This window comes from Pseudomonas arvensis (assembly GCF_056688935.1).
This window is the reverse complement of sequence record NZ_CP162038.1, coordinates 3346534-3371458: the sequence shown is the minus strand read 5'-3', so window position 1 is coordinate 3371458 and position 24925 is coordinate 3346534. Positions and strand designations below refer to the sequence as shown.

Annotated in this window: 22 protein-coding genes; 14 read left to right on the top strand and 8 right to left on the bottom strand. The window is 60.2% G+C overall.

The window, feature by feature from the left end; all coding sequences use genetic code 11:
* Nucleotides 1–242 precede the first annotated feature (242 nt).
* From AB3G88_RS14920 to AB3G88_RS14890, 7 genes are all read right to left on the bottom strand, one after another.
* Nucleotides 243–1634 (bottom strand): sigma-54 interaction domain-containing protein, encoded by a 1392-nt coding sequence (locus tag AB3G88_RS14920; protein ID WP_099583200.1) that lies wholly within the window; start codon nt 1632–1634, stop codon nt 243–245.
* Complete coding sequence (locus AB3G88_RS14915) at nt 1631–3205, bottom strand: ABC transporter ATP-binding protein (protein ID WP_112195685.1); 1575 nt, start codon at nt 3203–3205, stop codon at nt 1631–1633. Before AB3G88_RS14915 ends, AB3G88_RS14920 begins: the two co-directional genes overlap by 4 nt.
* A gap of 11 nt (nt 3206–3216) precedes the next feature.
* Nucleotides 3217–4239, bottom strand: coding sequence for an ABC transporter permease (locus AB3G88_RS14910; RefSeq protein WP_160385023.1), 1023 nt, complete (start codon nt 4237–4239; stop codon nt 3217–3219).
* Entirely contained in the window at nt 4239–5300 is a 1062-nt protein-coding gene (locus AB3G88_RS14905) for a microcin C ABC transporter permease YejB (protein WP_480450428.1), read from the bottom strand. Before AB3G88_RS14905 ends, AB3G88_RS14910 begins: the two co-directional genes overlap by 1 nt.
* Nucleotides 5300–7159, bottom strand: coding sequence for an extracellular solute-binding protein (locus AB3G88_RS14900; protein WP_480450426.1), 1860 nt, complete (start codon nt 7157–7159; stop codon nt 5300–5302). The genes AB3G88_RS14905 and AB3G88_RS14900 overlap by 1 nt, the downstream gene beginning before the upstream one ends.
* A 130-nt stretch (nt 7160–7289) precedes the next feature.
* On the bottom strand, nt 7290–7571 hold the full coding sequence (locus AB3G88_RS14895) for a peptidylprolyl isomerase (protein ID WP_005788801.1): 282 nt from the start codon (nt 7569–7571) through the stop codon (nt 7290–7292).
* 89 nt (nt 7572–7660) lie between these two features.
* Nucleotides 7661–8155 carry a DUF1543 domain-containing protein gene (locus AB3G88_RS14890; RefSeq protein WP_099583205.1) on the bottom strand — a complete coding sequence of 165 codons (495 nt, stop codon included), beginning with the start codon at nt 8153–8155 and terminating at the stop codon, nt 7661–7663.
* A 106-nt stretch (nt 8156–8261) separates the two neighbouring features.
* Here AB3G88_RS14890 and AB3G88_RS14885 point away from each other — a divergent pair, with 106 nt between their 5' ends.
* Nucleotides 8262–9083, top strand: a complete 822-nt coding sequence (locus tag AB3G88_RS14885; RefSeq protein ID WP_480450424.1) for an aldo/keto reductase — start codon at nt 8262–8264, stop codon at nt 9081–9083.
* A gap of 53 nt (nt 9084–9136) precedes the next feature.
* Here AB3G88_RS14885 and AB3G88_RS14880 read toward each other — a convergent pair whose 3' ends face one another.
* Entirely contained in the window at nt 9137–9652 is a 516-nt protein-coding gene (locus tag AB3G88_RS14880) for an Hcp family type VI secretion system effector (protein WP_099583207.1), read from the bottom strand.
* A 474-nt stretch (nt 9653–10126) separates the two neighbouring features.
* Here AB3G88_RS14880 and tssA point away from each other — a divergent pair, with 474 nt between their 5' ends.
* Genes tssA through icmH form a run of 13 tightly spaced genes read left to right on the top strand, consistent with a single transcriptional unit; the run spans nt 10127 to nt 24913 of the window.
* Nucleotides 10127–11674 carry a type VI secretion system protein TssA gene (gene tssA, locus AB3G88_RS14875; protein ID WP_480450422.1) on the top strand — a complete coding sequence of 516 codons (1548 nt, stop codon included), beginning with the start codon at nt 10127–10129 and terminating at the stop codon, nt 11672–11674.
* A 32-nt stretch (nt 11675–11706) separates the two neighbouring features.
* Nucleotides 11707–12204 (top strand): type VI secretion system contractile sheath small subunit, encoded by a 498-nt coding sequence (tssB, locus tag AB3G88_RS14870; protein ID WP_112195675.1) that lies wholly within the window; start codon nt 11707–11709, stop codon nt 12202–12204.
* Between the two features lie 28 nt (nt 12205–12232).
* Nucleotides 12233–13708: a type VI secretion system contractile sheath large subunit gene (tssC, locus tag AB3G88_RS14865; protein ID WP_099583210.1), complete on the top strand. Its 1476-nt coding sequence runs from the start codon at nt 12233–12235 to the stop codon at nt 13706–13708.
* Nucleotides 13709–13722: 14 nt separating this feature from the next.
* Nucleotides 13723–14124: a type VI secretion system baseplate subunit TssE gene (tssE, locus tag AB3G88_RS14860; RefSeq protein WP_158877675.1), complete on the top strand. Its 402-nt coding sequence runs from the start codon at nt 13723–13725 to the stop codon at nt 14122–14124.
* Entirely contained in the window at nt 14114–15901 is a 1788-nt protein-coding gene (gene tssF, locus AB3G88_RS14855) for a type VI secretion system baseplate subunit TssF (protein WP_480450419.1), read from the top strand. The genes tssE and tssF overlap by 11 nt, the downstream gene beginning before the upstream one ends.
* A complete protein-coding gene (tssG, locus tag AB3G88_RS14850; protein WP_112195667.1) occupies nt 15865–16872 on the top strand; it encodes a type VI secretion system baseplate subunit TssG in 1008 nt (335 codons plus the stop codon). The genes tssF and tssG overlap by 37 nt, the downstream gene beginning before the upstream one ends.
* Nucleotides 16873–16884: 12 nt before the next feature.
* On the top strand, nt 16885–19323 hold the full coding sequence (locus tag AB3G88_RS14845; protein ID WP_480450417.1) for an AAA family ATPase: 2439 nt from the start codon (nt 16885–16887) through the stop codon (nt 19321–19323).
* Complete coding sequence (locus AB3G88_RS14840; protein WP_480450415.1) at nt 19320–20846, top strand: sigma-54 interaction domain-containing protein; 1527 nt, start codon at nt 19320–19322, stop codon at nt 20844–20846. The genes AB3G88_RS14845 and AB3G88_RS14840 overlap by 4 nt, the downstream gene beginning before the upstream one ends.
* Nucleotides 20847–20905: 59 nt before the next feature.
* Nucleotides 20906–21037, top strand: coding sequence for a type VI secretion protein (locus AB3G88_RS14835; RefSeq protein WP_099583216.1), 132 nt, complete (start codon nt 20906–20908; stop codon nt 21035–21037).
* Between the two features lie 16 nt (nt 21038–21053).
* Complete coding sequence (gene tagH / locus AB3G88_RS14830; RefSeq protein ID WP_480450412.1) at nt 21054–22238, top strand: type VI secretion system-associated FHA domain protein TagH; 1185 nt, start codon at nt 21054–21056, stop codon at nt 22236–22238.
* 5 nt (nt 22239–22243) lie between these two features.
* Entirely contained in the window at nt 22244–22714 is a 471-nt protein-coding gene (gene tssJ / locus AB3G88_RS14825; protein ID WP_099583217.1) for a type VI secretion system lipoprotein TssJ, read from the top strand.
* 1 nt (nt 22715) lies between these two features.
* Entirely contained in the window at nt 22716–24044 is a 1329-nt protein-coding gene (gene tssK / locus AB3G88_RS14820; protein ID WP_480450410.1) for a type VI secretion system baseplate subunit TssK, read from the top strand.
* Between the two features lie 5 nt (nt 24045–24049).
* Nucleotides 24050–24913, top strand: coding sequence for a type IVB secretion system protein IcmH/DotU (icmH, locus tag AB3G88_RS14815; RefSeq protein WP_480450408.1), 864 nt, complete (start codon nt 24050–24052; stop codon nt 24911–24913).
* The last annotated feature ends 12 nt before the right edge of the window (nt 24914–24925 follow it).

Sequence of the window (24925 nt, the reverse complement as noted above, 5' to 3'; positions counted from 1 at the left end):
TATAGCGAGATGCGTGCCAAACATTCAAGCTATTGAATGTTAAGGATATTTTTCGATTCTATAGGAGGGCTTGCGGATCAATTCTCAATATGGAGACTTGTAGAGATCAAATGTGGGAGGGGGCTTGCCCCCGATGACAGTGTGTCAGCCACTGCATCTGCCAACTGGTCCAATGCCATCGGGGGCAAGCCCCTCCCACAGGAGATTGTCTTGATAGGGAGAATGTTGTCTCTTTTTTGAGATCAGGCGATGCCCAGGGCGACCATTTTCTTGTACAGCGTCGACCTGCCCAGCCCCAAGCGCCTTGCCGCCTCGACCACATTCCCGTCACAGGCCTTGAGCGCTGCCCCTATTACCTGCCGATCGAACCGCTCCCGCGCCGCCGCGAACGTCTCACCCTCAACCGCCGCAACAGCGCCGCGCTCCACAGGGCTGAACGTGCCAATCGCCGCTCGAATCTCCTCGGCATTCAGCACCAGGTCATCACTCAACAAGGCCGCCCGTTCCAGCACATTGCGCAGCTCACGGATATTCCCCGGCCACGCGTGCTGTGCCAGCAGCGCCAAGGCGTCGCGGTCCAGTTCATGCTGGCTGCGCAGCTCTTCAAGGATCGCCTCGCTCAACGCCGGAATATCCTCCAGCCGATCACGCAGGGGCGGTACCTGGATCGGCAGCACATTCAGCCGGTAATACAAATCGGCGCGAAACTCGCCGCGCTTTATGGCCGCTTCCAGGTCCATGGACGTGGCGGCAATCACCCGCACATCGCTGTGCAGCATCTCATTGGAGCCGACCGGTTCGAATTCCTTTTCCTGCAACACCCTCAGCAATTTGCTTTGCAGCGGCAGCGGCATATCGCCGATTTCATCGAGGAACAGCGTGCCGCCCTGGGCAATCTGGAATTTGCCGGGACGGCCCTTGCGATCGGCACCGGTAAAGGCACCCGGCGCGGTGCCGAAGAATTCGGCCTCCAGCAAGTCATGGGGAATCGCCGCACTGTTGATGCTCACAAACGCCTTGTGCGCCCGTGGCGAGGCACCGTGGATGGCCTGGGCCAGCAACTCCTTGCCGGTGCCGGTTTCGCCGAGCAGCAACACCGGCGACTCGGCGCTCGCACTGCGCCGGGCACGCCGCTTGACTTCAAGGCTGGCGGCGCTGGTGCCGATAAAGTGCGCGAAGTTGTACTTGCTCTGGCGTGAGCGCAGCAGCGAGCGGGTGGAGGCCAATTCCTGCTGCATGCTCAGGTAGCGTTCGATCAGCGGCGAGAGGTTGCGCAGCTCATCAAACAGCGCAAAGCCAATCGCGCCGATCACCGCGCCGGCGTCGTTGTGGATCGGCAGGCGCATCACCACCAGCGGGCCTTTGGGCGTGTCCTGGATGTCCAGCAGGATCGGCTGGTCATTGCGCACCACCTGACGCAACAGGCTGTTGGAAATCACCTGCTCGCAAGGCTGGCCGATGGCTTCGTCAGCGCTTTTGAGGCCGAAGCGCTTGGCGTAGCGCTCGTTCATCCACACGATGTTGGCGTCGCGGTCGACAATCACCGTGCCTTCGCTGGACTGCTCGATGATCTCGAACAGCGACTGGATCGCCAGGCCGCGAACCTGTTGGTAGTCCTTGAGGCTGGTGCTCATGTCGACAGTCCGCACGCCGCCGCCAGCAACTCCCTGGTGTACGGATGTTGCGGCGATTCGAACACATCATGGCTGGCGCCGTGCTCCACCACCTTGCCGTCCTTGATCACGATCATGTCGTGGGCCATGGCGCGCACCACGGCCAGGTCGTGGCTGATAAACAGGTAGGTCAGGCCGTATTTGTCCTGCAGTTCGCGCAGCAGCGCCACCACTTGCTTCTGCACCGTGCGGTCCAGCGCCGAGGTGGGTTCGTCCAGCAGCATCAGGGCCGGCTTGAGCACCAGGGCGCGGGCGATGGCGATGCGTTGGCGCTGGCCACCGGAAAACTCATGGGGGTAACGATGGCGGCTGGCGGGGTCGAGGCCCACGTCCTTGAGCACCTGGATCACCTGCGCGTCGCGGTCGGCGAGGCTGCACGGTGCATGGACTTCCAGGCCCTCGCTGATGATCTGCTGCACCGACATGCGCGGGCTGAGGCTGCCGTAAGGGTCCTGGAACACCACCTGCATCTGTTTGCGCCATGGACGCATTTGCTGGTGGCTCAGCGGGTCGAGGGCTTCACCCTGGAATCGGATGCTGCCGCTGGAATCCAGCAGGCGCAGGATCGCCTGGCCCAGGGTGGATTTGCCCGAGCCGGACTCGCCGACGATCCCCAGGGTCTTGCCGCGCTGTACGCTGAGGCTGATGCCGTCCACGGCGCGCAGGTAGGTTTTGCGCCGAAACAGCCCACCGCTCAGGGGGAACTGTACGCTCAGGTCGTCGACTTCCAGCACCGTCTCGCGTGGATCGCTGCACAGCACATCGCCGGACGGCTCGGCGTCCAGCAGCAGGCGGCTGTAAGGATGTTGCGGCGCGGTGAACAAGGTCTCGCAGTCAGCCTGCTCGACAATCTCCCCGGCGCGCATCACACAGACCCGCTGGGCAATGCTGCGCACCAGGTTGAGGTCGTGGCTGATCAGCAGCAGCGACATGCCCAGGCGCTGTTGCAAGGACTTGAGCAGCAGCAGGATCTTGCGTTGTACGGTCACGTCCAGGGCGGTGGTGGGTTCGTCGGCAATCAGCAACTCCGGCTCGCAGGCCAGGGCCATGGCGATCATCACCCGTTGACGCTGGCCGCCGGACAGTTGGTGCGGATACGCCTTGAGGCGCTCCTCGGGTTTCTGGATGCCCACCAGTTCGAGCAGTTCGAGGATGCGCGCCTGCGCCGCCTTGCCGCCCAGGCCCTTGTGCAGCAGCAGGGTTTCGCCGATCTGCTTTTCGATGCTGTGCAGCGGGTTGAGGGAGGTCATCGGCTCCTGGAAGATCATTGCGATGCGGTTGCCGCGCAGCTTCTGCAAGGTTGCCGCCGACGCGCCGATCAGTTCCTGGCCGCGATACTGAATGGAGCCTGTGGTCTCAGTGCCGGCCTCGGGGAGCAGCTGCAGGATCGAATGGGCCGTGACCGACTTGCCCGAGCCCGACTCGCCCACCAGCGCCAGGCATTCGCCGGGGCGCACGTCCAGGCAGAGCTTGCTGACGACCGTCTGGCCGCTGAAGGCGACGCTGAGGTCGCGGATTTCGATCAGGTTCATTAGGGGCTTACTCATGAACGTGGGTCGAAGGCGTCACGCAACGCCTCGCCGATAAAGACCAGCAGCGACAGGATCAGCGCCAAGGTGAAAAACGCCGTCAGGCCCAGCCACGGCGCTTGCAGGTTCTGCTTGCCCTGGGCGATCAGTTCGCCCAGCGACGCGCTGCCCGCCGGCATGCCGAAGCCGAGGAAGTCCAGGGCGCTCAAGGTGGAAATCGCCCCGGTCAAAATAAACGGCAGGTAGCTCAAAGTGGCGGTCATCGCATTGGGCAGGATATGCCGGCTGATGATCTTGCCATCGCCCAGGCCCAGCGCCCGTGCGGCCTTGACGTACTCCAGGTTACGTCCGCGCAGGAACTCGGCGCGCACCACATCCACCAGGGCCAGCCAGGAAAACAGCGCCATGATCCCCAGCAGCCACCAGAAATTCGGTTCGACAAAGCCCGACAGGATGATCAGCAGGTACAGCACCGGCAAACCGGACCACACCTCAAGCACGCGCTGGCCGATCAAATCCACCCAGCCGCCGTAGTAACCCTGCAAGGCCCCGGCGGCAATGCCGATGGCCGCGCTGATGGCCGTGAGCGCCAAGGCAAACAGGATCGACACCCGCGCACCGAAGATCACCCGCGCCAGCACATCGCGGGACTGGTCGTCGGTGCCCAGCCAGTTCACCGCCGACGGCGGGCTGGGGGCAGGGCGGGTCAATTCGTAGTTGGGCGTGTCATCGCTGAACGGAATCGGCGGGAACAGCATCCAGCCGCCGTCCTGCTTGATCAGCTTTTGCACGTAGTCACTGCGGTAGTCGGCCTGGAACGGCAACTGGCCGCCGAACTGCTGTTCGGTGTAACGCTTGAACACCGGGAAATACAGCTCGTTCTTGTAGCTGAGCGCCAGGGGCTTGTCGTTGGCGATCAGCTCACCGCCGAGGGTCAGGATAAACAGGCCGATAAACAGCCACAGCGACCACCAGCCACGGCGGTTTTTCTTGAAACGCTCGAAGCGTCGGCGCGCCACGGGGGACAGATTAAGCATCAGGCGTTCCTCGCGGCGAAGTCGATACGCGGGTCCACCCAGGTGTAGCAGAGGTCACCGATGAGTTTTATCAGCAGGCCGAACAGGGTGAAGATAAACAGCGAGCCGAACACCACCGGGTAATCCCGTGAAACGGCCGCTTCATAGCTCATGCGACCGAGACCATCCAGGGAGAAAATCACCTCGATCAGCAACGAGCCGGCGAAAAACACGCTGATAAACGCCTGGGGAATCCCCGAGATCACCAGCAACATGGCATTGCGGAACACATGGCCGTACAGCACGCGTCGTTCGCTCAAGCCTTTGGCCCGTGCAGTCACCACGTATTGGCGGGTGATTTCATTAAGGAACGAATTTTTGGTGAGAATGGTCAGGGTGGCAAAGCCGCCGATCACCAAAGACGTCACCGGCAACACCAGGTGCCAGAAGTAGTCGGCAATCTTGCCCACAGTGCTCAGTTCTTCGAAGTTTTCCGAGACCAGTCCGCGCACCGGGAACCAGTTCAGTGAGGTGCCGCCGGCGAACACCACGATGAGGAACATCGCAAACAGAAACGCCGGCATCGCATAGCCGATCACGATGGCGGTGCTGCTCCACACATCAAAGCTGCTGCCATGGCGCACGGCCTTGCGAATCCCCAGGGGGATCGACACCAGGTAGGTGATCAGCGTTGCCCACAGACCCAGCGAGATCGTCACCGGCATCTTTTCCAGAATCAGGTCAATCACCGTCGAGCCGCGAAAGAAGCTATTGCCGAAGTCCAGCTGGGCATAGCTCTTGAGCATCAGCCACAGGCGCTCCGGTGCGGACTTGTCGAAGCCGTACTGTTTTTTGATGTCCTCGATCAGCTTCGGGTCCAGACCCCGGCTGGACCGCGAGCCGCTGCTGATGCCTTCGCCGGCTGAACCGCCGACGCCACCGCCGCCAATCCCCTGCAAATGGGCGATGGCCTGCTCAACCGGGCCGCCGGGCGCGGCCTGCACGATCACGAAATTCACCAGCAGGATGATCACCAGCGTCGGGATAATCAGCAGCAGGCGCCGCACGATATAGGCAAACATCAGCGCGCTCCTCCGCGTTTTTTCAGTTCGGCGTTCATCTGTTCAGTGGTCAGTGGCGTGGGGCTGATTTCCCACCAGGTTTCCAGGGCCTCGTCGTTCTTGGCCTCGATGGTCGGGCGACCGAAACGGTTCCACCACGCCGCGGACGTGCCGGGCGGGTAGTAATTGGGAATCCACAGGTAATTCCATTGCAGCACTCGGTCCAGGGCATGGGCGTAGGTGAGCATCTGCGCCTGGGTGTCGGCCTTGACCAGGCCCTTGATCAAGGCGTCGACTGCAGGGTCCTTGAGCACCATGTAGTTGTTCGCGCCCGAATCGAAAGCGGCGCTGGAACCAAAGTAGTTGTACAGCTCCATGCCCGGGGAGGTAGTGACGGGGAACCCGGTGACGATCATGTCGTAATCGCGCGACATCAGCCGGTTCACGTATTGCGATGAGTCGATGCGACGGATATTCAGGGTAATACCAATCTGCGCCAGGTTGCGCTTATACGGCAGCAACAGACGCTCCAGACCGGCTTGGGCATTGAGGAAGGTGAACTCCAGCGGGTCGCCTTCGGCGTTTACCAGCTTGTCGCCGGCGGGTTTCCAGCCGGCTTCCTCAAGCAGGGCCAGGGCTTGCAGCTGCTTGTCGCGGATCATGCCGCTGCCATCGGTGACCGGAGCCTTGAACACCTGGGTAAACACCTCATCAGGGATCTGCCCGCGCAGGGGTTCGAGAATCGCCAGTTCTTCCTGGGTCGGCAGTTGGGTCGCCGCCAACGGGCTGTTGGAGAAGAAGCTCTGCTGACGGATGTACAGGTTGCGCATCATCTGCCGGTTGGCCCATTCGAAATCCCACAGCATTGCCAGGGCCTTGCGCACACGGCGGTCCTTGAAGATCGGCTTCTGCACGTTGAAGACATAGCCTTGGGCCGGTTGCGGCATGTCCTTGGCCAGGTGGGCGCGTTGCAGACGGCCGTCATCCAGCGCGGGACCGTTGTAGCCGATGGAGTAGCCGGTCGCGGAAAATTCGCGATTGAAGTCATACGCGCCGCCACGCAGCACTTGGCGGGCCACTTCGGTGTCGCCGAAGTATTCCAGGCTCAAGTGATCGAAGTTGTACAGGCCACGGCTGACGGGCAAATCCTTGCCCCACCAATTCGGGTCGCGGGTAAAGGTGATGGTATTGCCGGAGTCGATTTTGCTGACCTTGTACGGGCCGCTGCCCAGCGGGGCTTCGTAGCCACCGCCGTTGGCGAAGTCGCGAGTCTTCCACCAATGCTCGGGGAACACCGGCAGGGTGGCGATATCCAGGGGCAAGGTGCGGTTTTCATTGCTGGAAAAGTCGAAGCGTACCTGACGCTCGCCTTCCACTTCGACGTGCTTGACGTCGGCGAACAGCGTGCGAAAGCGCAGGCTGCCCTGGGTCATCAATAAATCGAAGCTATAGCGTACGTCTTCGGCGGTGATGGGTTTGCCATCGGCAAAGCGCGCCTTGGGATTGAGGTAGAAGCGCAGGGACAGGCCGTCTTCGGCGCGCTCCATCTTTTCGGCGACCAGTCCGTAGACCGTATAGGGCTCGTCCAGGGAACGCAGGGCGAGGGGCGCGTAGAGCCAGCCGTCAACCTGTGACACGCCGATGCCTTTGTCGATATACGGCAACACGTGGTCGAAGCGTCCGATTTCAATGGCCGAGCGCCGCAGGCTGCCACCCTTGGGCGCGTTGGGGTTGGCGTAGTCGAAATGGGTAAAGCCGGCAGGGTACTTGGCCGGTTCGCCGTACACCGTCAGCGACGGTTGCGGCGCCGCGATCACGGCGGTGCTGGCCAGCAGCAGGGCGAGGGTGGAACGAAATAGAGTCGAAAAGGCCAATCGCATTATCAGTCTTGAGCGCCGGAAGAACAGGAATAGGGATTTGTACGCTAACGGCATCAGCGTCGCCAGTCATCACATGCACAACGGCCCACCAAAAGGCGGGCCGTTGTTTATTGCATCAGCGCGGACTGGATCAGTCCTGGCGGCTGGTGACTTCCAGCAGGTGGTAGCCGAACTGGGTTTTCACCGGGCCTTGCACGGTGTTGACCGGGGCGCTGAATACCACGGTGTCGAATTCTTTAACCATTTGGCCTGGACCGAACGAACCCAGGTCGCCGCCTTGGCGGCTGGACGGGCAGCTGGAGTTGGCTTTGGCGATTTCTGCGAAATCGGCGCCGCCTTCAATTTGGGCCTTGAGTTCGTTGCACTTGTCTTCAGTGGAAACGAGGATGTGACGGGCGGTGGCTTTGGCCATGGGGAGTAACTCCTTGAGTAAAAAGGGTGAGCCTACCGGATTCAGGCGGTTATTTCCTGGCAAAGTTCCCGGTATTTGATCGGTTGGGTTCAGGGCAGCACGATATAGTCGTTGCGCTGCAGGATTGCCCGGTGCGGCGCCTGGACGAGGTGCAGGTAGCGCCCATCCACCAGGTCGATGGGCAGGCAGTCGTCGATATCCAGCACACCATCGGTATGGGCCTGGGACCAATGGCCGCGCATCTGCTGCTTGCCCATGCCCATGGCTTGCTGTTTGTTGCGGGCGACCACCAGCAGGTAATGATGGGCTTCGCCAAAGGTGTTCGCTTCATAACCGCCCAGGTTGATGAAGTACAGGTGATGCGCGTCCGCCTGGGGTGCCAGATGGCTGAGTTCGACCTTCCAGCCGTCGACGCCATCCACGGCCATCCACGAGTCGATATGCACGCCCTTGGGGCTGCCAAACCAACCGTCGCGCAACTGCGGATAAGTGGCCTCCAGCGTGTCCGCAGCGGCGAACACCACATCGTGCACTTCAATTTTCGCCCTGGGGTGCTTGCCCCCGAGCATCACGACAAACAGCATTGCGGGTCTTTCCTCGCGACTTGGCAAAGGCCAACCATACTGCGATTGAACGCTTTTGTCCGACCAATGCCACACTGTTAATCCGCGAACTCATCAGGAGGTTGTCATGCGTACCATTGATCTGGCGGGTGTTCCCGTCCCTGTCATCGGCCAGGGCACCTGGCGCATGGGCGAAAACCCGCACCAGCACCGCGCCGAAGTCGCGGCGTTGCAACTGGGAATCGACGAGGGCATGACCCTGATCGACACTGCTGAAATGTATGGCGATGGCGGCGCCGAGGCGGTGGTCGGCGAAGCCATTCGCGGCAAACGTGACCAGGTGTTCCTCGTGAGCAAGGTGTACCCGCACAATGCCAGCCACAAGGGTGTGCCGCGTGCCTGCGAGGCCAGCCTCCAGCGGCTGGGTACGGACTACATTGATCTTTACCTGCTGCACTGGCGTGGCCAACACCCGCTTGAAGAAACCGTTGAAGCGTTTGAGCGTCTGCGCGAAGCCGGCAAGATCGGCCGTTGGGGCGTCTCCAATTTCGACGTGGCAGACCTGCAGGAGCTTGCGTCCCCTGCCTGCGCAACCAACCAGGTGCTCTATAACATCGAAGAGCGCGGCATCGAATTCGATCTCCTACCCTGGTGGCGGCAACATCACCTGCCGTTGATGGCGTACTGCCCAATAGCGCAGGGCGGTGAGTTGTTGTCCAGTACGACCCTCAAGCAGATCGCCCGTCGCCATGAGGTCACACCGGCCCAGGTCGCACTGGCCTGGGTGTTGCGCCAAGAGGGTGTGATCGCTATTCCCAAGGCTGTTTCGCCGGAGCACGTGCGACTGAACGCAGCCGCCGCCAACCTGCTGCTCGACGAGCATGACCTCGACGCCATCGACCGTGTGTTCGGCGCGCCCAAGCGCAAGCACTCGTTGGCGATGGTTTAGCCTACGCGCAGAAACGGCGCCGTCCGTGGCGGCCGTTTCTGCGCGAGCCCGAGTTAACCGGCTACCGGGCTGCGCCAGTCATCCGACCCAGACGTGCCGGACACTTCGTGTGTCCACACGATCTTGCGATAGGTGAAGTACACGTCCTCCAGATGTGTGAAGTGGGCATTGTCCGGGTCTTGGCAGTTGGGCATGCGCGACTGGATGTCTACAAGGGTGGCGCCCTCCAGCTCAATGGTGAAGTAGTGTTCCTGGGTGCCGGCCGAGGACGTGCGAAACCATTCCAGCCGGCACTTGACCTCTTCACCGCTGGTCAATGCGCTGAACAGCAGTGGTGAGGACTTATCGAACACCTTGCTGACCATCAGCGGCTTGTGCACCCGCTGGCCCGTTGGCTGACCCGACTGTGGGTCGCGGGGAATGATTACCTGATGGGAAAACGCCTGCACCAGAATCTGGTCCTCATGGCCTTCCTGAAAAATATTCCCTACCGAGTCCTGGGTAAATGTGCCTGCCGTGATCAAACCTTGTTTTACACCGGTGATAGAGAGATACGCGGGTGTTGGCATGACTGGTTTCCTTGCCTGATTAAAAAGTAATTCCAATCGGCAACTGCGCCGACTGGTCAAATGCCTATAACAAGAACTGTGCCGGAAAATGCGCAAGCTAATAAAAACAAAGGGCTGTGATCGCAGTTTGCTGGATGTTGGGAGTTGTGGGCAGATTTTAGTGGTTTTATAAGAATTTAGTTGCGCATAAGTGCGCATTTGTTTGCTCATGTCTCAATGCGCTGGATATTGAGTCTCTTGAGTAGGCTGGGCAGTTTATCCTGTTTTTACTGCGCAAAAACCTGCGCATGCCCTGTTTTAATTGGGTTGTAGGATGTTTCTTAAGTTTGGTTCCGATGCTTGATGAATGGGCTTTGCATGGCTAATGTTTTTGAACTTTGTAGCAGGTTTACAAAGTTTGGATGGCATTCTGATGCGACTGCTTAGTTCGCTTGGTCTGTCGATAATGTATCGATCAGTCGCATACGGTTTCAAATGGACTATTCAGAAAAGCGTTGCGCTTATTACCGTGAACTTGCCCAGTTACCCTGTTCTCCAACAAGTTTTGCGGGCAGCGATATGCGCTTTTCGGCTGAATACGAAGCGCTGGAAGCCGAACTGGGAAAGGGGCAGTCCTTACATGGCGCCGGCCAACCGGATTGGCAGACGATCCAGGAGACCAGCGAGTACCTGTTGCGCGAGCACTCCAAGGATCTGCGGGTGGCCGTCTGGCTGACCTGGGCGTTGCACCAGCGCGAATCCTTTACCGGGCTCCTGGCAGGCCTCGGTTTGCTGCGCCAGCTGTGTGAGCATCACTGGTCGGCGGTGTATCCGAAAAAACTGCGTACCCGTGGCGCTGCGTTCGGCTGGTTGGTCTTGCGCCTAGAAACACTGGCGGCGCAAAACCTCTCGCTTCAGGACCAGCAACCTGTATTCCGAGCTTTAATTGAGCAGTTGGCGCGCCTCGATGAGCTGTGGGCTGAGCATCTGACGGATGACGCGCCGTTGCTGCTGCCGATTCGCCGGCAATGGGACCAGCTGTTGGCTCGCGCCGCGCAAGGCCAAACGCCTGCCGTAGGGTTGGGCAGTGTGATTGCCCAAGTCAAACAGGCTGCGACTGAACGGCTTAAAGCCGAACCGACGGTAAACAACGAAAAAGACGCGCATAAATGTCTGCGCGCGTTACAGGAACAGGCCCGTCCATTGTGTACCTGGTGGTTACGCCAGAGCGCCACCGACCTGCGTGCCTTGCGCTTGAACCGGACACTGGCATGGCTGGCTCTCGTCAGCTATCCGGACGCCGACAGTGAGCGGCTCACTGCGCTGCGTGGCCCTGCGCCCGACAAACTCAAGCGTTATCACGAGCGCTTTGCCCAAGGCCATCATGCCGACTTGATCCTTGAACTTGAGGCCAGTTTCTCAAGCGCGATGTTCTGGTTCGACGGCGTGCGCATGCTCTGGCAATGCCTTGAAGCCCAGCAGGCTGGCCTGGCCATGACCGAGCTGGAAGTGAGCTTCGCCCTGTTGCTGCAACGCTTGCCCGATCTGCCGGAGTTTCGCTTTTTCGATGGCGCGCCCTTTGCCGACGCCATGACCCGCGACTGGATCGCCCTGCACGTTTCTCCTCACCTGCAATCCCCGGAGGCCTCCGGCGTGGTGGTTGACGGTGAGCCATGGGAGCTCGCCTTGCAGAACGTGGTGCCCCGGTTGCGCAAGGATGGGCTCAAGGCTGCGGTACAGGAACTCAAGCAGGGCTTGCATGCCGCCCGCGGAGACCGCGCCCGATTTCATTGGCGTCTGGCTCAGGCCCGGGTGTGCATACAGGCGGGCAAACATGAGCTGGCGAAGATTCAGCTGGAACACCTGGATCTCGAACTCCAGCGCACGGGCCTGGAGCGCTGGGAGCCGGAGCTGGCCCTTCAGGTGACCCAACTTTTGTACCGCTGTTGCGACCTGATGCCCCAAGACCACGCCGTGCGCGAGCGCAAGGAAGACACCCATCGCAGGCTGTGCCTCTTCGATCTCGAAGCGGTACTTGAATAGGCTTTCGAGCCATCCATAAAAGGAGAAATACCGTGGCCAAAGAAGGTTCGGTAGCACCCAAGGAACGCATCAATATCACCTTCAAACCCGCTATCGGTGGTGCGCAGGAAGAGGTCGAACTTCCATTGAAACTGTTGGTGCTGGGGGACTTCACCCAGCGTGAGGACGTGCGAAAGCTTGAAGATCGCAAGCCCATCGCCATCGACAAGAACACCCTTGACGAGGTGCTGGCCAAGCAGGCGCTGAGCCTGACCCTGAATGTGCCCAATCGCCTCCAGGCCGACCCCGACGTCGAAGAGTTGGCGATTCAGGTACGCATCAATTCGATGAAGGATTTCAACCCCGCGAGCCTGGTGGAACAGATCCCCGAGCTGCACAAGCTCATGGCGCTGCGTGAGGCGTTGATGGCACTCAAAGGGCCGCTGGGCAACACACCGAGCTTTCGCAAGGCCATCGAGCAGGCGCTGGCCGATGACGGGGCCCGCGCGCGGGTACTGGCTGAGCTGGGGTTGAGCGACCACACCGTCTGAGCATTTTCAGTAAAAGGACACTGACACCATGACCACACAGCAAAAAACGTTGCCTGTACACACCGCTGACGAGTCCAGCATTCTCGATCACATCATTGCTCAAACGTTGCTGAGTGCTGACGACGAGGCTTACGCCATTGCCAAACGTGGCGTCTCGGCATTTATCGAAGAGCTGATCAAGCCGCAGAACAGCGCAGAACCGGTCAAGAAGCGCCTGGTCGACCGGATGATTGCTGAAATTGACGAGAAACTCAGCCAGCAAATGGATGAAATTCTTCACCATCCGCAGTTCCAGGCCCTGGAGTCATCCTGGAAGGGCCTTCAGTTGTTGGTCGACCGCACCAACTTCCGGGAAAACATCAAGATCGAACTGCTCAACGTTTCGCGCCAGGACCTGCTGGATGACTTCGAAGACTCGCCTGAGGTGACCCAGTCCGGGCTCTACAAACATATCTACAGCGCTGAGTACGGTCAGTTCGGCGGCCAGCCTGTGGGCGCAATCATTGCCAACTATTTTCTGTCTCCCAGCGCCCCCGATGTGAAGCTGATGCAATACGCCTCCAGCGTGGCATGCATGGCCCATGCGCCTTTTATCGCGTCCGCCGGGCCAGGCTTCTTCGGCTTGGAAAGCTTCACCGGCCTGCCTGACCTGAAGGATCTCAAGGACCACTTCGAAGGCCCGCAGTTTGCCAAATGGCAGAGCTTGCGCCAGAGCGAAGATGCGCGCTATCTCGGGCTGACCGTGCCGCGTTTCCTGCTGCGCACGCCGTACGATCCCCTGGAGTGCCCGGTCAAGACGTTTGCGTATCGGGAAAACGTGGTGAACAGTCACGAGCACTACCTATGGGGCAATACCGCCTACGCCTTTGCCACGCGCCTGACCGACAGCTTCGCGCGGTTCCGCTGGTGCCCGAACATCATCGGCCCGCAAAGCGGTGGTGCAGTGGAAGACTTGCCCTTGCATCACTTTCACAGCATGGGCGAGATCGAAACCAAGATCCCCACCGAAGTACTGGTGTCCGACCGTCGTGAATACGAACTGGCGCAGGAAGGCTTCATTGCCCTGACGATGCGCAAGGGCAGCGACAATGCCGCGTTCTTCTCCGCCAGCTCCGTGCAGATGCCCAAGAGTTTCGGCATCAGCGCCGAGGGCAAGGAAGCCGAACTGAATTACCGCCTGGGCACGCAGCTGCCCTACATGATGGTGGTCAACCGTCTGGCCCATTACCTCAAGGTCCTGCAACGGGAGCAGTTGGGTTCGTGGAAGGAGCGTACCGATCTGGAACTGGAGCTCAACAAGTGGATTCGCCAATACGTTGCCGACCAGGAAAACCCCAGCGCAGAAGTGCGTGGGCGACGGCCATTACGCGCCGCGCGCATCGTGGTCAGTGACGTCGAGGGCGAGCCGGGTTGGTACCGCGTCAACCTGAGTGTGCGACCGCATTTCAAATACATGGGGGCTGACTTCACGCTGTCCCTGGTTGGCAAGCTCGATAAAGAATGAGCAGGGGCCAAGGGATGACCCGCAACAGAAGCCTTTTCGAGCGGCTTGAACAGCCTGCGGCTGACCCGGCAAACGGTGTGACATCCGTTGCGGCTCACTTGGGGAAAATGCTCAGCATCCGTGCCGGCAGCGTACAGACACTGCCGGATTACGGCATGCCGGACCTCAATGATATGCACCGCAGCCTGCATGAGTCGTTGAGCCAGTCGCGCGTGTTGATCGAGCGATTTATCCGGGCCTACGAGCCACGCTTGAAGCAGGTACGCGTGAGGGCACTGCCGCGTGGTCATGATCCTCTGGCCTTGGCATTCGCCATCGACGCCACGTTATGCATAGCCGGTGAGACGCAGCCTGTGGCGTTCACCGCGCACCTGCGTGACGCCGGGCAGGTAGAGGTGTTGCCTGATGTCCTTTAACCAGTATTACCAAAGTGAACTCAGTGCGTTGCGTCAGCTGGGCCGGCGCTTCTCTGAACGTAATCCTGCGCTTGCCCCGTTCCTTGGCGAGGCTGGTCAGGACCCCGATGTGGAGCGCCTGCTGGAAGGCTTTGCCTTTCTCACGGGTCGCCTGCGCCAGAAGCTGGATGACGAGTTACCTGAACTGACTCACTCTTTGATGCACCTGCTGTGGCCCAACTACATGCGGCCGACACCGGCGTTCAGCATCTTGCAGTTTGACCCGTTGAAGCAGGTTGGGCCGGGTGTGATGGTCCCACGGGACACCCCCGTGGAAAGCTTGGCGATCAACGGCGAGCGCTGCCGTTTTCGAACCTGCTACGCCACCCGGGTCCTGCCACTGCAACTGAGTGCACTGGATTACAGCCCCCAAGGCGAGCGGGCACTGTTGAGCCTGCGTCTGGAGATGAGTGCCGAGGGCAATTTCAGTGAGTGGTCGTTCGATCATGTGCGCCTGCATCTGGCGGGAGACCGTTATGTCAGTCAGGGGTTGTACCTGAGTCTGTTGCGCCACGTTGACGGGATCGAGTTGCAGCCATTCGGCTGCGATGGCCTGGCAATCAAGGGGGCGGATGGCCAGGCTTTGTGCCTGCGAGTTCGCGCCGATCAGGTGAAGCCGGTGGGGTTCTGCGAGCTGCAGGCGCTGATTCCCTACCCGCAGAACACCTTTCGCGGATACCGTCACCTGCAGGAATATTTCGCTTTCCCGGAAAAATACCTGTTCGTCGATGTGCAAGGGCTGGATGTGCTGCAGCAGTTGCCCCAGGACGTACTCAAGCAAATCCGCGGAGTGAAGCTGTGCTTCGGGTTACATACCCAGAGCCAGGCTACGCAGTGCCCTACGCTGGACAACGTGAAGCTGTACTGCACGCCCATCGTCAACCTGTTCCAGCATGATGCGGTGCCGATTCGCCTTGAGGGCAAGCAGGACGAATACCTGCTGATTCCCGGCGAGTATGCGCGCGCTAACGCCAGCGTGTTTTCCGTAGACAAGGTGACGGGCTGGCGCCCTGGCGGCTTGGGGTATGCGGCTTACGTACCGTTTGAATCCTTCGAGCATGACGGTGATACGGACGCATCGGCAGCGCCCAACAGCTACAGCATTCGCCAACGCGAGTCGACACAGCACGCGGGACTCGATACCTGGCTGGGCCTGGGCAACGGCCACGGGCATGCACAGGAAACACTGTCGATCGAGCTGACCTGTACCAATCACAACCTGCCTCGGCAACTGCTGGCCGGTGAGATCAACCAGCCCTGCGAGCAGACACCGGAGGGGTTGTCATTTCGCAATATCAGCGTGCCGACCGCGAGTTATGCGCCACCCCTGGACCAGGACTTTCTCTGGCGCCTTATCAGCAACATGTCACTCAACTATCTGTCACTGAGCGATATCAAGGCGCTGAAGGTGATCCTCGAAACCTATGACCTGCCGCGTTATCACGATCGACAGGCACGCAAGGTCAGCCAGATCAGGTTAGGTGCGTTGCAGTCCATCAGCCATACCGCCGTCGACCGCTTGCACCGTGGAATGCCCTATCGGGGATTGCGGATCGACCTGACCGTTGATCCACACGGTTTCCTGGGGCCGGGCGAAGTGTTTGTGTTCGCGTCGGTGCTCAACGAGTTCTTCGCGCTTTACGCCAGCCTCAATGCCTTCCATGAACTACGCGTCATCAGCACACAAGGAGATGTGTACCTATGGCCACCCAGGATGGGCCAGCAGCCCCTGCTTTGACCGAACTGTCCCGTGTCATTCGCGAGTATTCGCTGTATCAGGCGATTTTGCAGGTGATCAAACGTCTGCGTGATGCCCATCCGTTGCTGGATGACAACGCGCTGTATGACCGGTTGGAGTTTCAGGCCAACCCAGGTCTTGGTTTCCCCGGTCACGATATTGATCGGCTGGAGTTTTTTGTCGAGCGCGATCAGTTGCACGCGCGTCTTCGCCTGAACGTGCTGGGGTTATGCGGTGCGGGCTCTCCATTGCCCGCGTTCTATGGCGAGCAGGCATTTGCCGAAGGGGTGGGCGGTACGACTACGCGAGATTTCCTGGACCTTTTTCATCACCGCCTGCAACGACTGATGCTGCCGATCTGGCGTAAATACCGCTATCGAGCGCGGTTTCAGACGGGAGCCAGCGACGCCTTTTCCGAGCAGATGTTTGCCCTGGTGGGGTTGGGGAGCAGGCACATCCGTGATGCGACGCAGTTGGACTGCAAACGGTTGCTGCCTTACCTGGGGCTGCTGAGCCTGCGGGCTCATTCGGCGGCCCTGATCGAGACAGTCCTGCGTTACTACTTCAAGCACAGCAGCGTGTACATCGAGCAGTGGGTTGAGCGCACGGTTGGCATTGCTCTAGAGCAGCAAAACCGGCTGGGTGGTGCCAACAGTTTGCTGGGGTTGGACCAGGTATTGGGGTGCCGGGTCGCCGACCGCAGCAGCAAGTTCAGGGTGCATGTAAAGGGCCTGGACTGGCGGCGTTTTCATGGGTTTTTGCCCAATGGTCCGGAGTATCCCCAACTGTGCTCGTTGGTGCGATTGACCGCACGAGACCCACTGGAATATGACCTGCGCCTGGTGTTGGCCAGGGACGAGATCAGGCCACTGCACCTCGGCGAACACAACGTCTGTCGGCTGGGTTGGACCAGTTGGCTGGCACATGAGTGCGCTGACGGTGTGGTCATTGTGGCCAGCAATGCTCAATAGGGACTGATGATTATGATGAATGTAGACCTGCAACAACTTATCCGGACGCTGAGCCCCGGGGTTCGTCGAGACCTGGAACGCTCGGCCGAGCGTTGCGTTACCCGGGGCGGACGGGAGGTACTGGTAGAAGACTTGCTGCTGGCCCTGCTGGAGCATAGCGGTGGGCTTCTGGAGCGGGCATTGGCCGATGCCGGGGTTGAAGTCGGCGAGCTGGAAGCCGCCCTGCAACCCAAATGCGAGACGAGCGCGTCGCGTAATCCGGTGTTTGCCCTGGCGCTTGTGCAATGGCTGCAACAGGCGTTGCTGGTTGCGCATTTGGAACTGCGTCAGACCGAAGTGGACCATGGCGCCCTGTTACTGGCGCTGTTGCGCCACCCTCTGCAGCATGCGGGCAGTGGCTATCAGGCGTTGTTGAGCCGTTTGGACGCACAGCGCGTCCGCGATTTTGCGTTGAGCCAGGTACCCGAGATCAGGCCGGTGACCAGCGGCGAGTCATTGCTGGAACGTTTTACCCATGACCTGACGCGCCAGGCAGGTGAAGGGCGCATCGATCCGGTGTTGTGTCGCGATGCTGAGATTCGCCAGTTGATCGACATCCTTATGCGCCGGCGCAAGAACAATCCGATCCTTGTCGGTGAGGCAGGGGTGGGCAAGACCGCCGTGGTCGAAGGCCTCGCCTTGCGCATTGCCAACTCACAGGTGCCTGACCCGCTCAAGGATGTGCGGGTGCTGACCCTGGACATGGGCCTGTTGCAAGCAGGTGCCAGTATCAAAGGTGAATTCGAACGGCGCCTCAAGGGCGTGATCGATGAGGTCAACGCCTCTGCGAAGCCGGTGATTCTGTTTATCGACGAGGCACATACCCTGGTGGGTGCCGGTGCGCAGGCGGGTGCCGGCGATGCGGCCAACCTGCTCAAACCGGCGCTGGCGCGGGGCGAGTTGCGGACGATCGCGGCCACCACGTGGTCGGAATACAAGAAGTATTTCGAGAAGGACCCGGCGTTGGCCCGACGTTTCCAACCGGTGCTGGTTGGCGAGCCCAGTGTTGAGCAGGCGATCTCGATCCTGCGCGGGCTGGTTCCGGCGTATGAGACCAGTCACGGCGTGTACATCCGTGACGATGCTGTCGTCGCAGCCGCGCAGATGAGCGCCCGCTACCTCGCCGGTCGGCAACTGCCCGACAAGGCCGTGGATGTGCTGGATACCGCCTGCGCACGTGCACGAATCAGCCAGGTAACAGCGCCCGAGGCATTGGAGCGCCTGAGTACCCAACAGGCTGAAGGCTCGCGCCAGCGCGAGGCGCTGAGTCGAGACAGGGACGCCGGGCTCCCCGTGGATGAGCAGGCCATGCACGCATTGAGCCTTCGACTGGCGGCTATCGAGAGCGAGCGTCAGCCGTTGGAACAGCGCTGGCATGAACAGCGAACTCAGGCGGAACCGGTGCGTGTGTGCCCGCGGATGGTGGCGCAGGTCATCAGCGCCTGGACGGGTATACCGCTTGAACAGCTGTCCCTTGAACACAGTGCAGCGGTCCTCGGTTTTGCCGATGCGCTGCGTTCACGCATTCTCGGCCAGGAACCTGCTGTACAGGCGCTGGATCGCAACCTGCGCGCGGTGGCGGCAGGGCTGAACAAGGCCGATGCTCCGGTCGGCGTGTTTCTGCTGGTGGGCCCGAGTGGTGTGGGCAAGACCGAAACCGCCTTGGCTCTGGGGGATCTGCTGTATGGCGGCGAGCGTTTTGTTACCACGCTAAATATGTCGGAGTTTCAGGAAAAGCACGCCTTGTCACGGCTGATTGGCGCACCACCCGGCTATATCGGGTACGGCGAGGGCGGGGTGTTGACCGAGGCTGTGCGCCAGCGACCTTATTCGGTGGTGCTCCTCGACGAAGTCGAAAAGGCCGACCCGGAGGTGTTGAATCTGTTCTATCAGATCTTCGACAAGGGGCTGGCCAATGATGGTGAAGGACGGGAAATCGATTTTCGCAACACGCTGATCCTGATGACCTCCAACCTGGCCAGCGAGTGCATCGTCGACTTATGCGCAGGCGGCCAACGGCCTGACGCTCAAGTGCTGCAAGACGCAATCCGCCCCGTGCTGCGCGACTATTTCAAGCCAGCACTGCTCGCCCGGATGCGTGTCGTGCCTTATTACCCGGTCGCGGGTGATGTATTGCATGACCTGGCAAGGTTCAAGCTCGACCAGTTGGGGCGAAGATTGCAGTCGCGCAAGCTGGTGTTCAGCTACGCAACTGAACTGCTTGCTCATATGGCCGAGCGTTGCTCCCATAGCGACAGCGGGGCGCGGTATATCGACCAATGGATCGAGATCCACCTGTTGCCACAGATGGTCGATCGGCTGCTGGAGGCGATGACCATCGGTGAGTCTCTGTCGAGGGTTCATGCACGTCTGGATGGTGACGGGCAGCCGATATGCGAGTTCAGCCGATGATGAACAGTGCATTCGCCCAATTACCCCAGCCACTGGCCTATGCCGATGCGTTGCTGGCCTGGATCACCCGGATGGGGATCGACAGTGATGAGAGTACGTTGCCGGACCTGTGCGTCGCGGCGGCTGCGCAACTGAGTCAATGTGAACTCAGCCAGTTGTATTGGCGCGATGAGGCGACGGGTCGACTCGACCTGATTGCCCAGCATTTGCCTGGAGCACTATCCCCGTGTAATCAGGCTTGCGGACCTGACTTCCAGAAAGAGCAGTTGTTGGACTATGTCCTCAGCCAGTGCCGTCCACTGAGCCTGGAAGATCTGCCTGGTAGCGTGTACCAAAGCGGGTTTTTGCCGGCAGTGGCAATGCCCTGGCGGTCGTTGTGCTGCGTACCGTTGTTCGGTCGGCGCAAAACCGTTGCCGGCGTGTTGCTGTGCGCCAGCCAGCATCCGGTGTCCTTGCAGGAATATGCCTCTTCGTTGGGCCAGTTGGGCAGCTTCGCCTTGAGCCAGCTTGCCTTGTTGCGGCGTATGCGCCCCGCGCCCGGCGGCGCCCAGGTTTGCATGCCGATACCGCGTACGGTGTATGGGCTGATCGGCAAGAGCGCGGCCATGGATGAAACCTGCCGCTTGATCGGCAAGGTACTGAACACACCCTATACCGTGCTCCTGCGCGGCGAGACGGGCACCGGCAAGGAGGTGGTGGCGCGGGCCATCCATGGGGCCGGGCCGCGCAAAAACAAAGCCTTTGTGGTGCAAAACTGTGCCGCCTTTCCCGAAGGCCTGCTGGAAAGTGAGTTGTTCGGCTACCGCAAAGGCGCCTTCACTGGCGCTGAGCGCAACCACGCCGGGCTATTCGATACGGCGGACGGAGGCACGTTGCTCCTTGATGAAATCGGCGACATGCCGCTGTCGCTGCAGGCCAAGCTGCTGCGGGTTTTGCAGGAAGGAGAAATCCGTCCGTTGGGCGCCAGCGCTGCGCATAAGGTCGATGTGCGCATTATCGCGGCGACCCACCGTGACCTTGCGGCGATGGTGGCCGAAGGCAGTTTTCGCCAGGACCTGTATTACCGGTTGGCGCAATTCCCTATCGAGCTTCCGGCCTTGCGTGAACGGGAGGGCGACGTGTTGCTGTTGGCGCGACATTTCGCGCAAATCGCCTGTACCGCGCTGGGCCGTACTGCGGTGGAGTGGTCCAGCGCAGCCCTGGACCAACTGTCGAGTCACGCCTTCCCAGGCAATGTCCGCGAACTTAAATGCCTGGTGGAGCGCGCGGTATTGCTCTGTGACGACAGCGTGATCTTGCCGGTACATCTATCTCTCGCGCCAGTGCCTGAGGCTACGGCGGCGGATGCAACGTTGCGCCAGCGGCTGGAGCGAGTTGAACGGGTGTTCCTGATCGATTGCCTGCGCAAAAACCGTGGCAATCGAACCCGTACCGCCCACGAACTGGGGGTTGCACGTCGCACGCTGCTCTATCGCCTTGCACGCCTGAACATCCCCTGTGGCGCCGCCCAAGGAGAGTGCTGAATGCAGAATATGTGGGTTTTTTGCGCCGTCGCCGGCCTTACTTTTCGTGGAGATACCTGATGCCTGTTCGTCCATGGCAAGCCCTGGCGCTTGCACTGTGTTTACTGGGCGGCTGTAACGCCAATTACGTTTTTGATGATGCCGACTACCGTCCGCTGGGTGATCCCCATGCGCTCCGTCGCGGCCATTGAACTGGGGAACCCTGCCATGCAGTTAGTGTTAGAGGTGTGCAATACCACGGACGGTGAACCGCCTGCCGGCAAGGTTTTTGACGGCGTCGGTGGCGTGATCGGCCGTGGCTCGGGTTGTGACTGGGTCATCCCCGACCCCAGCCGTTTGCTCTCCAGTCAACATGGTTTGGTCAGTTACCGAGGCGGCCAGTACTTTCTCACCGATATCAGTAGCAACGGGATTGGTGTGTCGGGAAGTACCGAGCGTTTGCTGAAGGGCCAGGCTCGCCTGATCAGCGAAGGTGATGTCTATCAAGTCGGCTCGATGGATATTCGCGCACGCTTGACGGGGCAGGGCTCGACGCGGGACCGGCGAGCGTTTGCCAGCACTGACCCGATTCCTGACGATGCCTTCCTCGGGCTGGACCCGTTGCAGGTGTTGGAGCACGAACCCTCGGACAGCACGTCGTCCGACGAACCAGACACCTGGCGATCTGCGGCGCAGGCGCCGGGCGGCACGTTTTCTCACGGCGCGGTAGAGCGCGATCATATGATCGTGCCGAGATGGGCCGAGCCCGGCACACGCGAGGCCTGTACTCAACCCGCTGCGGTGGCTGCGCCAGCAACGGAAATCTTCTGGGCGCAATTCGGTGAAGCGTTGGGCATGGATATGGGTGCGCTCGACACGGCGGGTCGCGAGGCCATCGCCATCAAAGTGGCGGGGCTGTGCAGGCAATCTATCGAAGGCTTGCAGCAGAGCCTGCGAACCCGCGATGAACTCAACAGTGAATTGAATCTGGACTGGGCCACGTCGCCGCTCAAAGGCCCCAATCCCCTGAAGGATTGCCCCGATATACAGGCCACCTTGGCGTCGCTTTTGAGCAGCGCCGAGGTAGGCCAGCGTTCGGCCGAATTGGCGGTTGCCGAGGTATGCCGGGAGATCCAAATCCATCAACTCGCCTTGGTTGTGGCCTGCCGCGCCGCCATGCGGGGCGCGCTGGCAGCGTTTGCACCCGACCATCTGCTGCTGTGCTTCGAACGCCAAGGTAAGCCGCGCAGGTTCTCTACCGACGGTGCACATTGGCGGGCTTACCAACTTCATCATCGGCGGCTGAACGATGAGGCCGCCTCGGGCGAACATCTGTTGCGCAACGATTTTTCCAACGCCTACAAAGAACAGGTGCGCCTTGTCTCCACGTTGCTTACGACTTGCTCAGGATGATGGTCATGTATCGAATCCCTTTTGTATCAATGCTTGTCGTTCTGGGGCTGTTGGCCGGTTGCGCCGGCGTCTCACCCATTTCCACCTTGACCAAGCTGGATCTGACGTTGGCAGCCAGCGAATCCGTCAACCCGGACCTGCACGGTCGTCCGTCGCCAGTGGTTGTGCACCTGATTGAGCTACGGCATCCGGTGGCGTTCGAAAATGCTGATTTCTTCAGTCTCTATAGTCGCGCCGAGCAGTCATTACCCAAGGACTGGGTCAATGGCGAAGAGCTGGAGCTGCGCCCTGGTGAACAGCTGGCGCTCAAGCTCAGTGTCGAACCACACAGTCGTTATATCGGCGTTTTGGCTGCCTATCGAAATCTGCCCCACGTGCAGTGGCGGTTTGTGCTTCCCGTGACCCGGCAACGGCTGACACGGGCCGACCTGATTCTTGACGAGTCGGGTATCCGAACCAGCAGAAGGGAAGATTGAAATGGAAATTCATAAAGTCATCTGGCAGGAAGGCATGCTGCTGCGCCCCCAGCATTTGCAGCACAACGACCGCTATTACCATCAGCAGCTCAACCGTACCCGCTTGCTCGGCAGCGATGGCTGGGGATTCCTGAGTCTGGAGGTCGACGTGCAGTACCTCAACATGGGCAAGGTGGTCGTGAATCAAGCCAGTGGTGTCTTCCCTGACGGCAGCCTGTTCGAGCTGACCGCAGCGATGGCGCCGCTGGTATTGCAGGTGCCCGCCAACACAGCCGGGCAACCGGTGTTCCTGGCGTTGCCGTTGGTCATCGGTAATCAGATAGAAGTGCGCAGGCAAGAGCAAAGCGAAGTGCTGGCACGTTACGTCAGTTGTGAGTCGGAGATCGGTGACTCCAACGCCGGAGTCGAGTCCCGTTGTCGGATCAACTGCGCACGGCCGGACCTGCGATTGCTCTTGGGAGAGCAATCCAGTGACCCGCTCCATGTGAAGCTTCAGGTTGCCCAGGTGCTGGACTCGACCCCTGAGGGCGGCGTGCGGCTGGACACGGATTTTGTACCGACATTCATCTATCTGCAGCAGTCAGGTTACGTATCGTCATGCATCAAGGAAGTACTCAGCCTGCTCGCGACCCGAGGGGATGCGATTGCCGAACGCATCCAGGGCAATGGTGGAGCATCGGGCGCTCAAGTCGGCGATTTTCTGATGCTGCAATTGATCAATCGCACGGAGCTGGTATTGCGGCACTACCTGGGTCAGACGCAGGTACGTCCGGAAGCCTTGTATCGAGAGTTGCTGTCAGTTCTCGGCGAGTTGTCCACGTTTGCCACCGACAGCAAGCGTGCACAGTTGGAAGGGTATTACCGGCATTGTGACCAGGCCGCGAGCTTTCGCGGCCTGATGGCGGGCGTGCGCGGGGTGCTGTCGTCGGTGCTGGAGCAACATGCCATTGAGCTGGTGTTGCAACAGCGTCAGTACGGTGTGCTGGTGTGCCCGGTGAGTGACCTCAAATTGCTGGGCACGGCCACGTTCATTCTGGCGGCGACCGCTCAGTGTGATTCGGATGAATTGCGCCACCGCCTGCCTGCGCACCTCAAGATCGGACCGGTGGAGCGGATCCGCGAGCTGGTCAACCTGCACTTGGCCGGTATCAAGGTCAAGCCATTGCCGGTAGCGCCGCGACAGATCCCATTTCACGCCGGCAAGACCTATTTCATGCTCGAACTCGGCGCCCGTGACATCACGCAGTTGGAGCAATCCGGTGGTTTTGCCTTTCATGCCAGCGGCGAGTTTGCCGAACTTGAACTCAACTTCTGGGCCATCAGGAACTGAACGCCATGACTATGGACAGTGAATACCCGCAGGACGAAAAAACCGTGCTGCTTGACCGCGATGGCCGCGCCCCGGCGCACGTGGCGTTGACGGATTTCCCCACGCCCCCGCGCTTCGAACACCTGGAAGACCGGATGATCTATACCGCCGGCCAGCAAGGGGTACAAAGCTTCAATATAGGGCCCAACACTCTGGTGGCCGCCGCCTGGGAACTGCTGTCACAGGTGGTTCAGCTCAAAGGCGACGCCGGACGGGAAAGCCTGCAGAGCCTCAACGACCGGCTGTCCTCGGGAATTACCGCGTTTGAAACACGTGCCTTGTACCAGGGCGCAGAAAACAGTCAGGTCATGTCGGCGCGTTATGTGCTCTGCAGCGTGATTGACGAAGCCGTGGTGACGACCGCTTGGGGCAATCGCAGTGACTGGTCGAAGACCAGCCTGCTGAGCCGCTTTCACAATGAAACGTTCGGCGGGGAGAAATTCTTCCAACTGCTGGAGCGCCTGTCCCGTGATCCGGTCAAGCACCTGGCCATGCTGGAGCTGATGTACCTGTGCCTGTCATTGGGTTTTGAAGGTAAATACCGGGTCCTGGAACGTGGAGGGTCGCAGCTGGAAACCGTGCGCGATGGTTTGTACCGACAGATCAGGCACGTGCGTGGTGATCGCCCATCGATGACGGCGCCAACGGCGACTGTCCCAGCGGCAGGTGCACGCTTGCGCATTATTTCCGTTACCCGGGTCGTGATCTTCACATGGGTCTGTTTGCTGGCGATGTACTCAGGTTTTGCCTGGGTCCTGGGCACTGAACGCATGACGGTGCTGCAATCCTTTCAACCTTTGGCGCCGGATAAGACACGGTCGTCCTTGTAACGCTGGGAGCAA

Bases quoted from the DNA above. Each gene is read 5' to 3' on its own strand.
- AB3G88_RS14920 (WP_099583200.1), bottom strand. From the start codon at position 1,634: ATGAGCACCAGCCTCAAGGACTACCAACAGGTTCGCGGCCTGGCGATC.
- AB3G88_RS14915 (WP_112195685.1), bottom strand. From the start codon at position 3,205: ATGAACCTGATCGAAATCCGCGACCTCAGCGTCGCCTTCAGCGGCCAG.
- AB3G88_RS14910 (WP_160385023.1), bottom strand. From the start codon at position 4,239: ATGCTTAATCTGTCCCCCGTGGCGCGCCGACGCTTCGAGCGTTTCAAG.
- AB3G88_RS14905 (WP_480450428.1), bottom strand. From the start codon at position 5,300: ATGTTTGCCTATATCGTGCGGCGCCTGCTGCTGATTATCCCGACGCTG.
- AB3G88_RS14900 (WP_480450426.1), bottom strand. From the start codon at position 7,159: ATGCGATTGGCCTTTTCGACTCTATTTCGTTCCACCCTCGCCCTGCTG.
- AB3G88_RS14895 (WP_005788801.1), bottom strand. From the start codon at position 7,571: ATGGCCAAAGCCACCGCCCGTCACATCCTCGTTTCCACTGAAGACAAG.
- AB3G88_RS14890 (WP_099583205.1), bottom strand. From the start codon at position 8,155: ATGCTGTTTGTCGTGATGCTCGGGGGCAAGCACCCCAGGGCGAAAATT.
- AB3G88_RS14885 (WP_480450424.1), top strand. From the start codon at position 8,262: ATGCGTACCATTGATCTGGCGGGTGTTCCCGTCCCTGTCATCGGCCAG.
- AB3G88_RS14880 (WP_099583207.1), bottom strand. From the start codon at position 9,652: ATGCCAACACCCGCGTATCTCTCTATCACCGGTGTAAAACAAGGTTTG.
- tssA (WP_480450422.1), top strand. From the start codon at position 10,127: ATGGACTATTCAGAAAAGCGTTGCGCTTATTACCGTGAACTTGCCCAG.
- tssC (WP_099583210.1), top strand. From the start codon at position 12,233: ATGACCACACAGCAAAAAACGTTGCCTGTACACACCGCTGACGAGTCC.
- tssE (WP_158877675.1), top strand. From the start codon at position 13,723: ATGACCCGCAACAGAAGCCTTTTCGAGCGGCTTGAACAGCCTGCGGCT.
- tssF (WP_480450419.1), top strand. From the start codon at position 14,114: ATGTCCTTTAACCAGTATTACCAAAGTGAACTCAGTGCGTTGCGTCAG.
- tssG (WP_112195667.1), top strand. From the start codon at position 15,865: ATGGCCACCCAGGATGGGCCAGCAGCCCCTGCTTTGACCGAACTGTCC.
- AB3G88_RS14845 (WP_480450417.1), top strand. From the start codon at position 16,885: ATGATGAATGTAGACCTGCAACAACTTATCCGGACGCTGAGCCCCGGG.
- AB3G88_RS14840 (WP_480450415.1), top strand. From the start codon at position 19,320: ATGATGAACAGTGCATTCGCCCAATTACCCCAGCCACTGGCCTATGCC.
- AB3G88_RS14835 (WP_099583216.1), top strand. From the start codon at position 20,906: ATGCCTGTTCGTCCATGGCAAGCCCTGGCGCTTGCACTGTGTTTACTG.
- tagH (WP_480450412.1), top strand. From the start codon at position 21,054: ATGCAGTTAGTGTTAGAGGTGTGCAATACCACGGACGGTGAACCGCCT.
- tssJ (WP_099583217.1), top strand. From the start codon at position 22,244: ATGTATCGAATCCCTTTTGTATCAATGCTTGTCGTTCTGGGGCTGTTG.
- tssK (WP_480450410.1), top strand. From the start codon at position 22,716: ATGGAAATTCATAAAGTCATCTGGCAGGAAGGCATGCTGCTGCGCCCC.
- icmH (WP_480450408.1), top strand. From the start codon at position 24,050: ATGACTATGGACAGTGAATACCCGCAGGACGAAAAAACCGTGCTGCTT.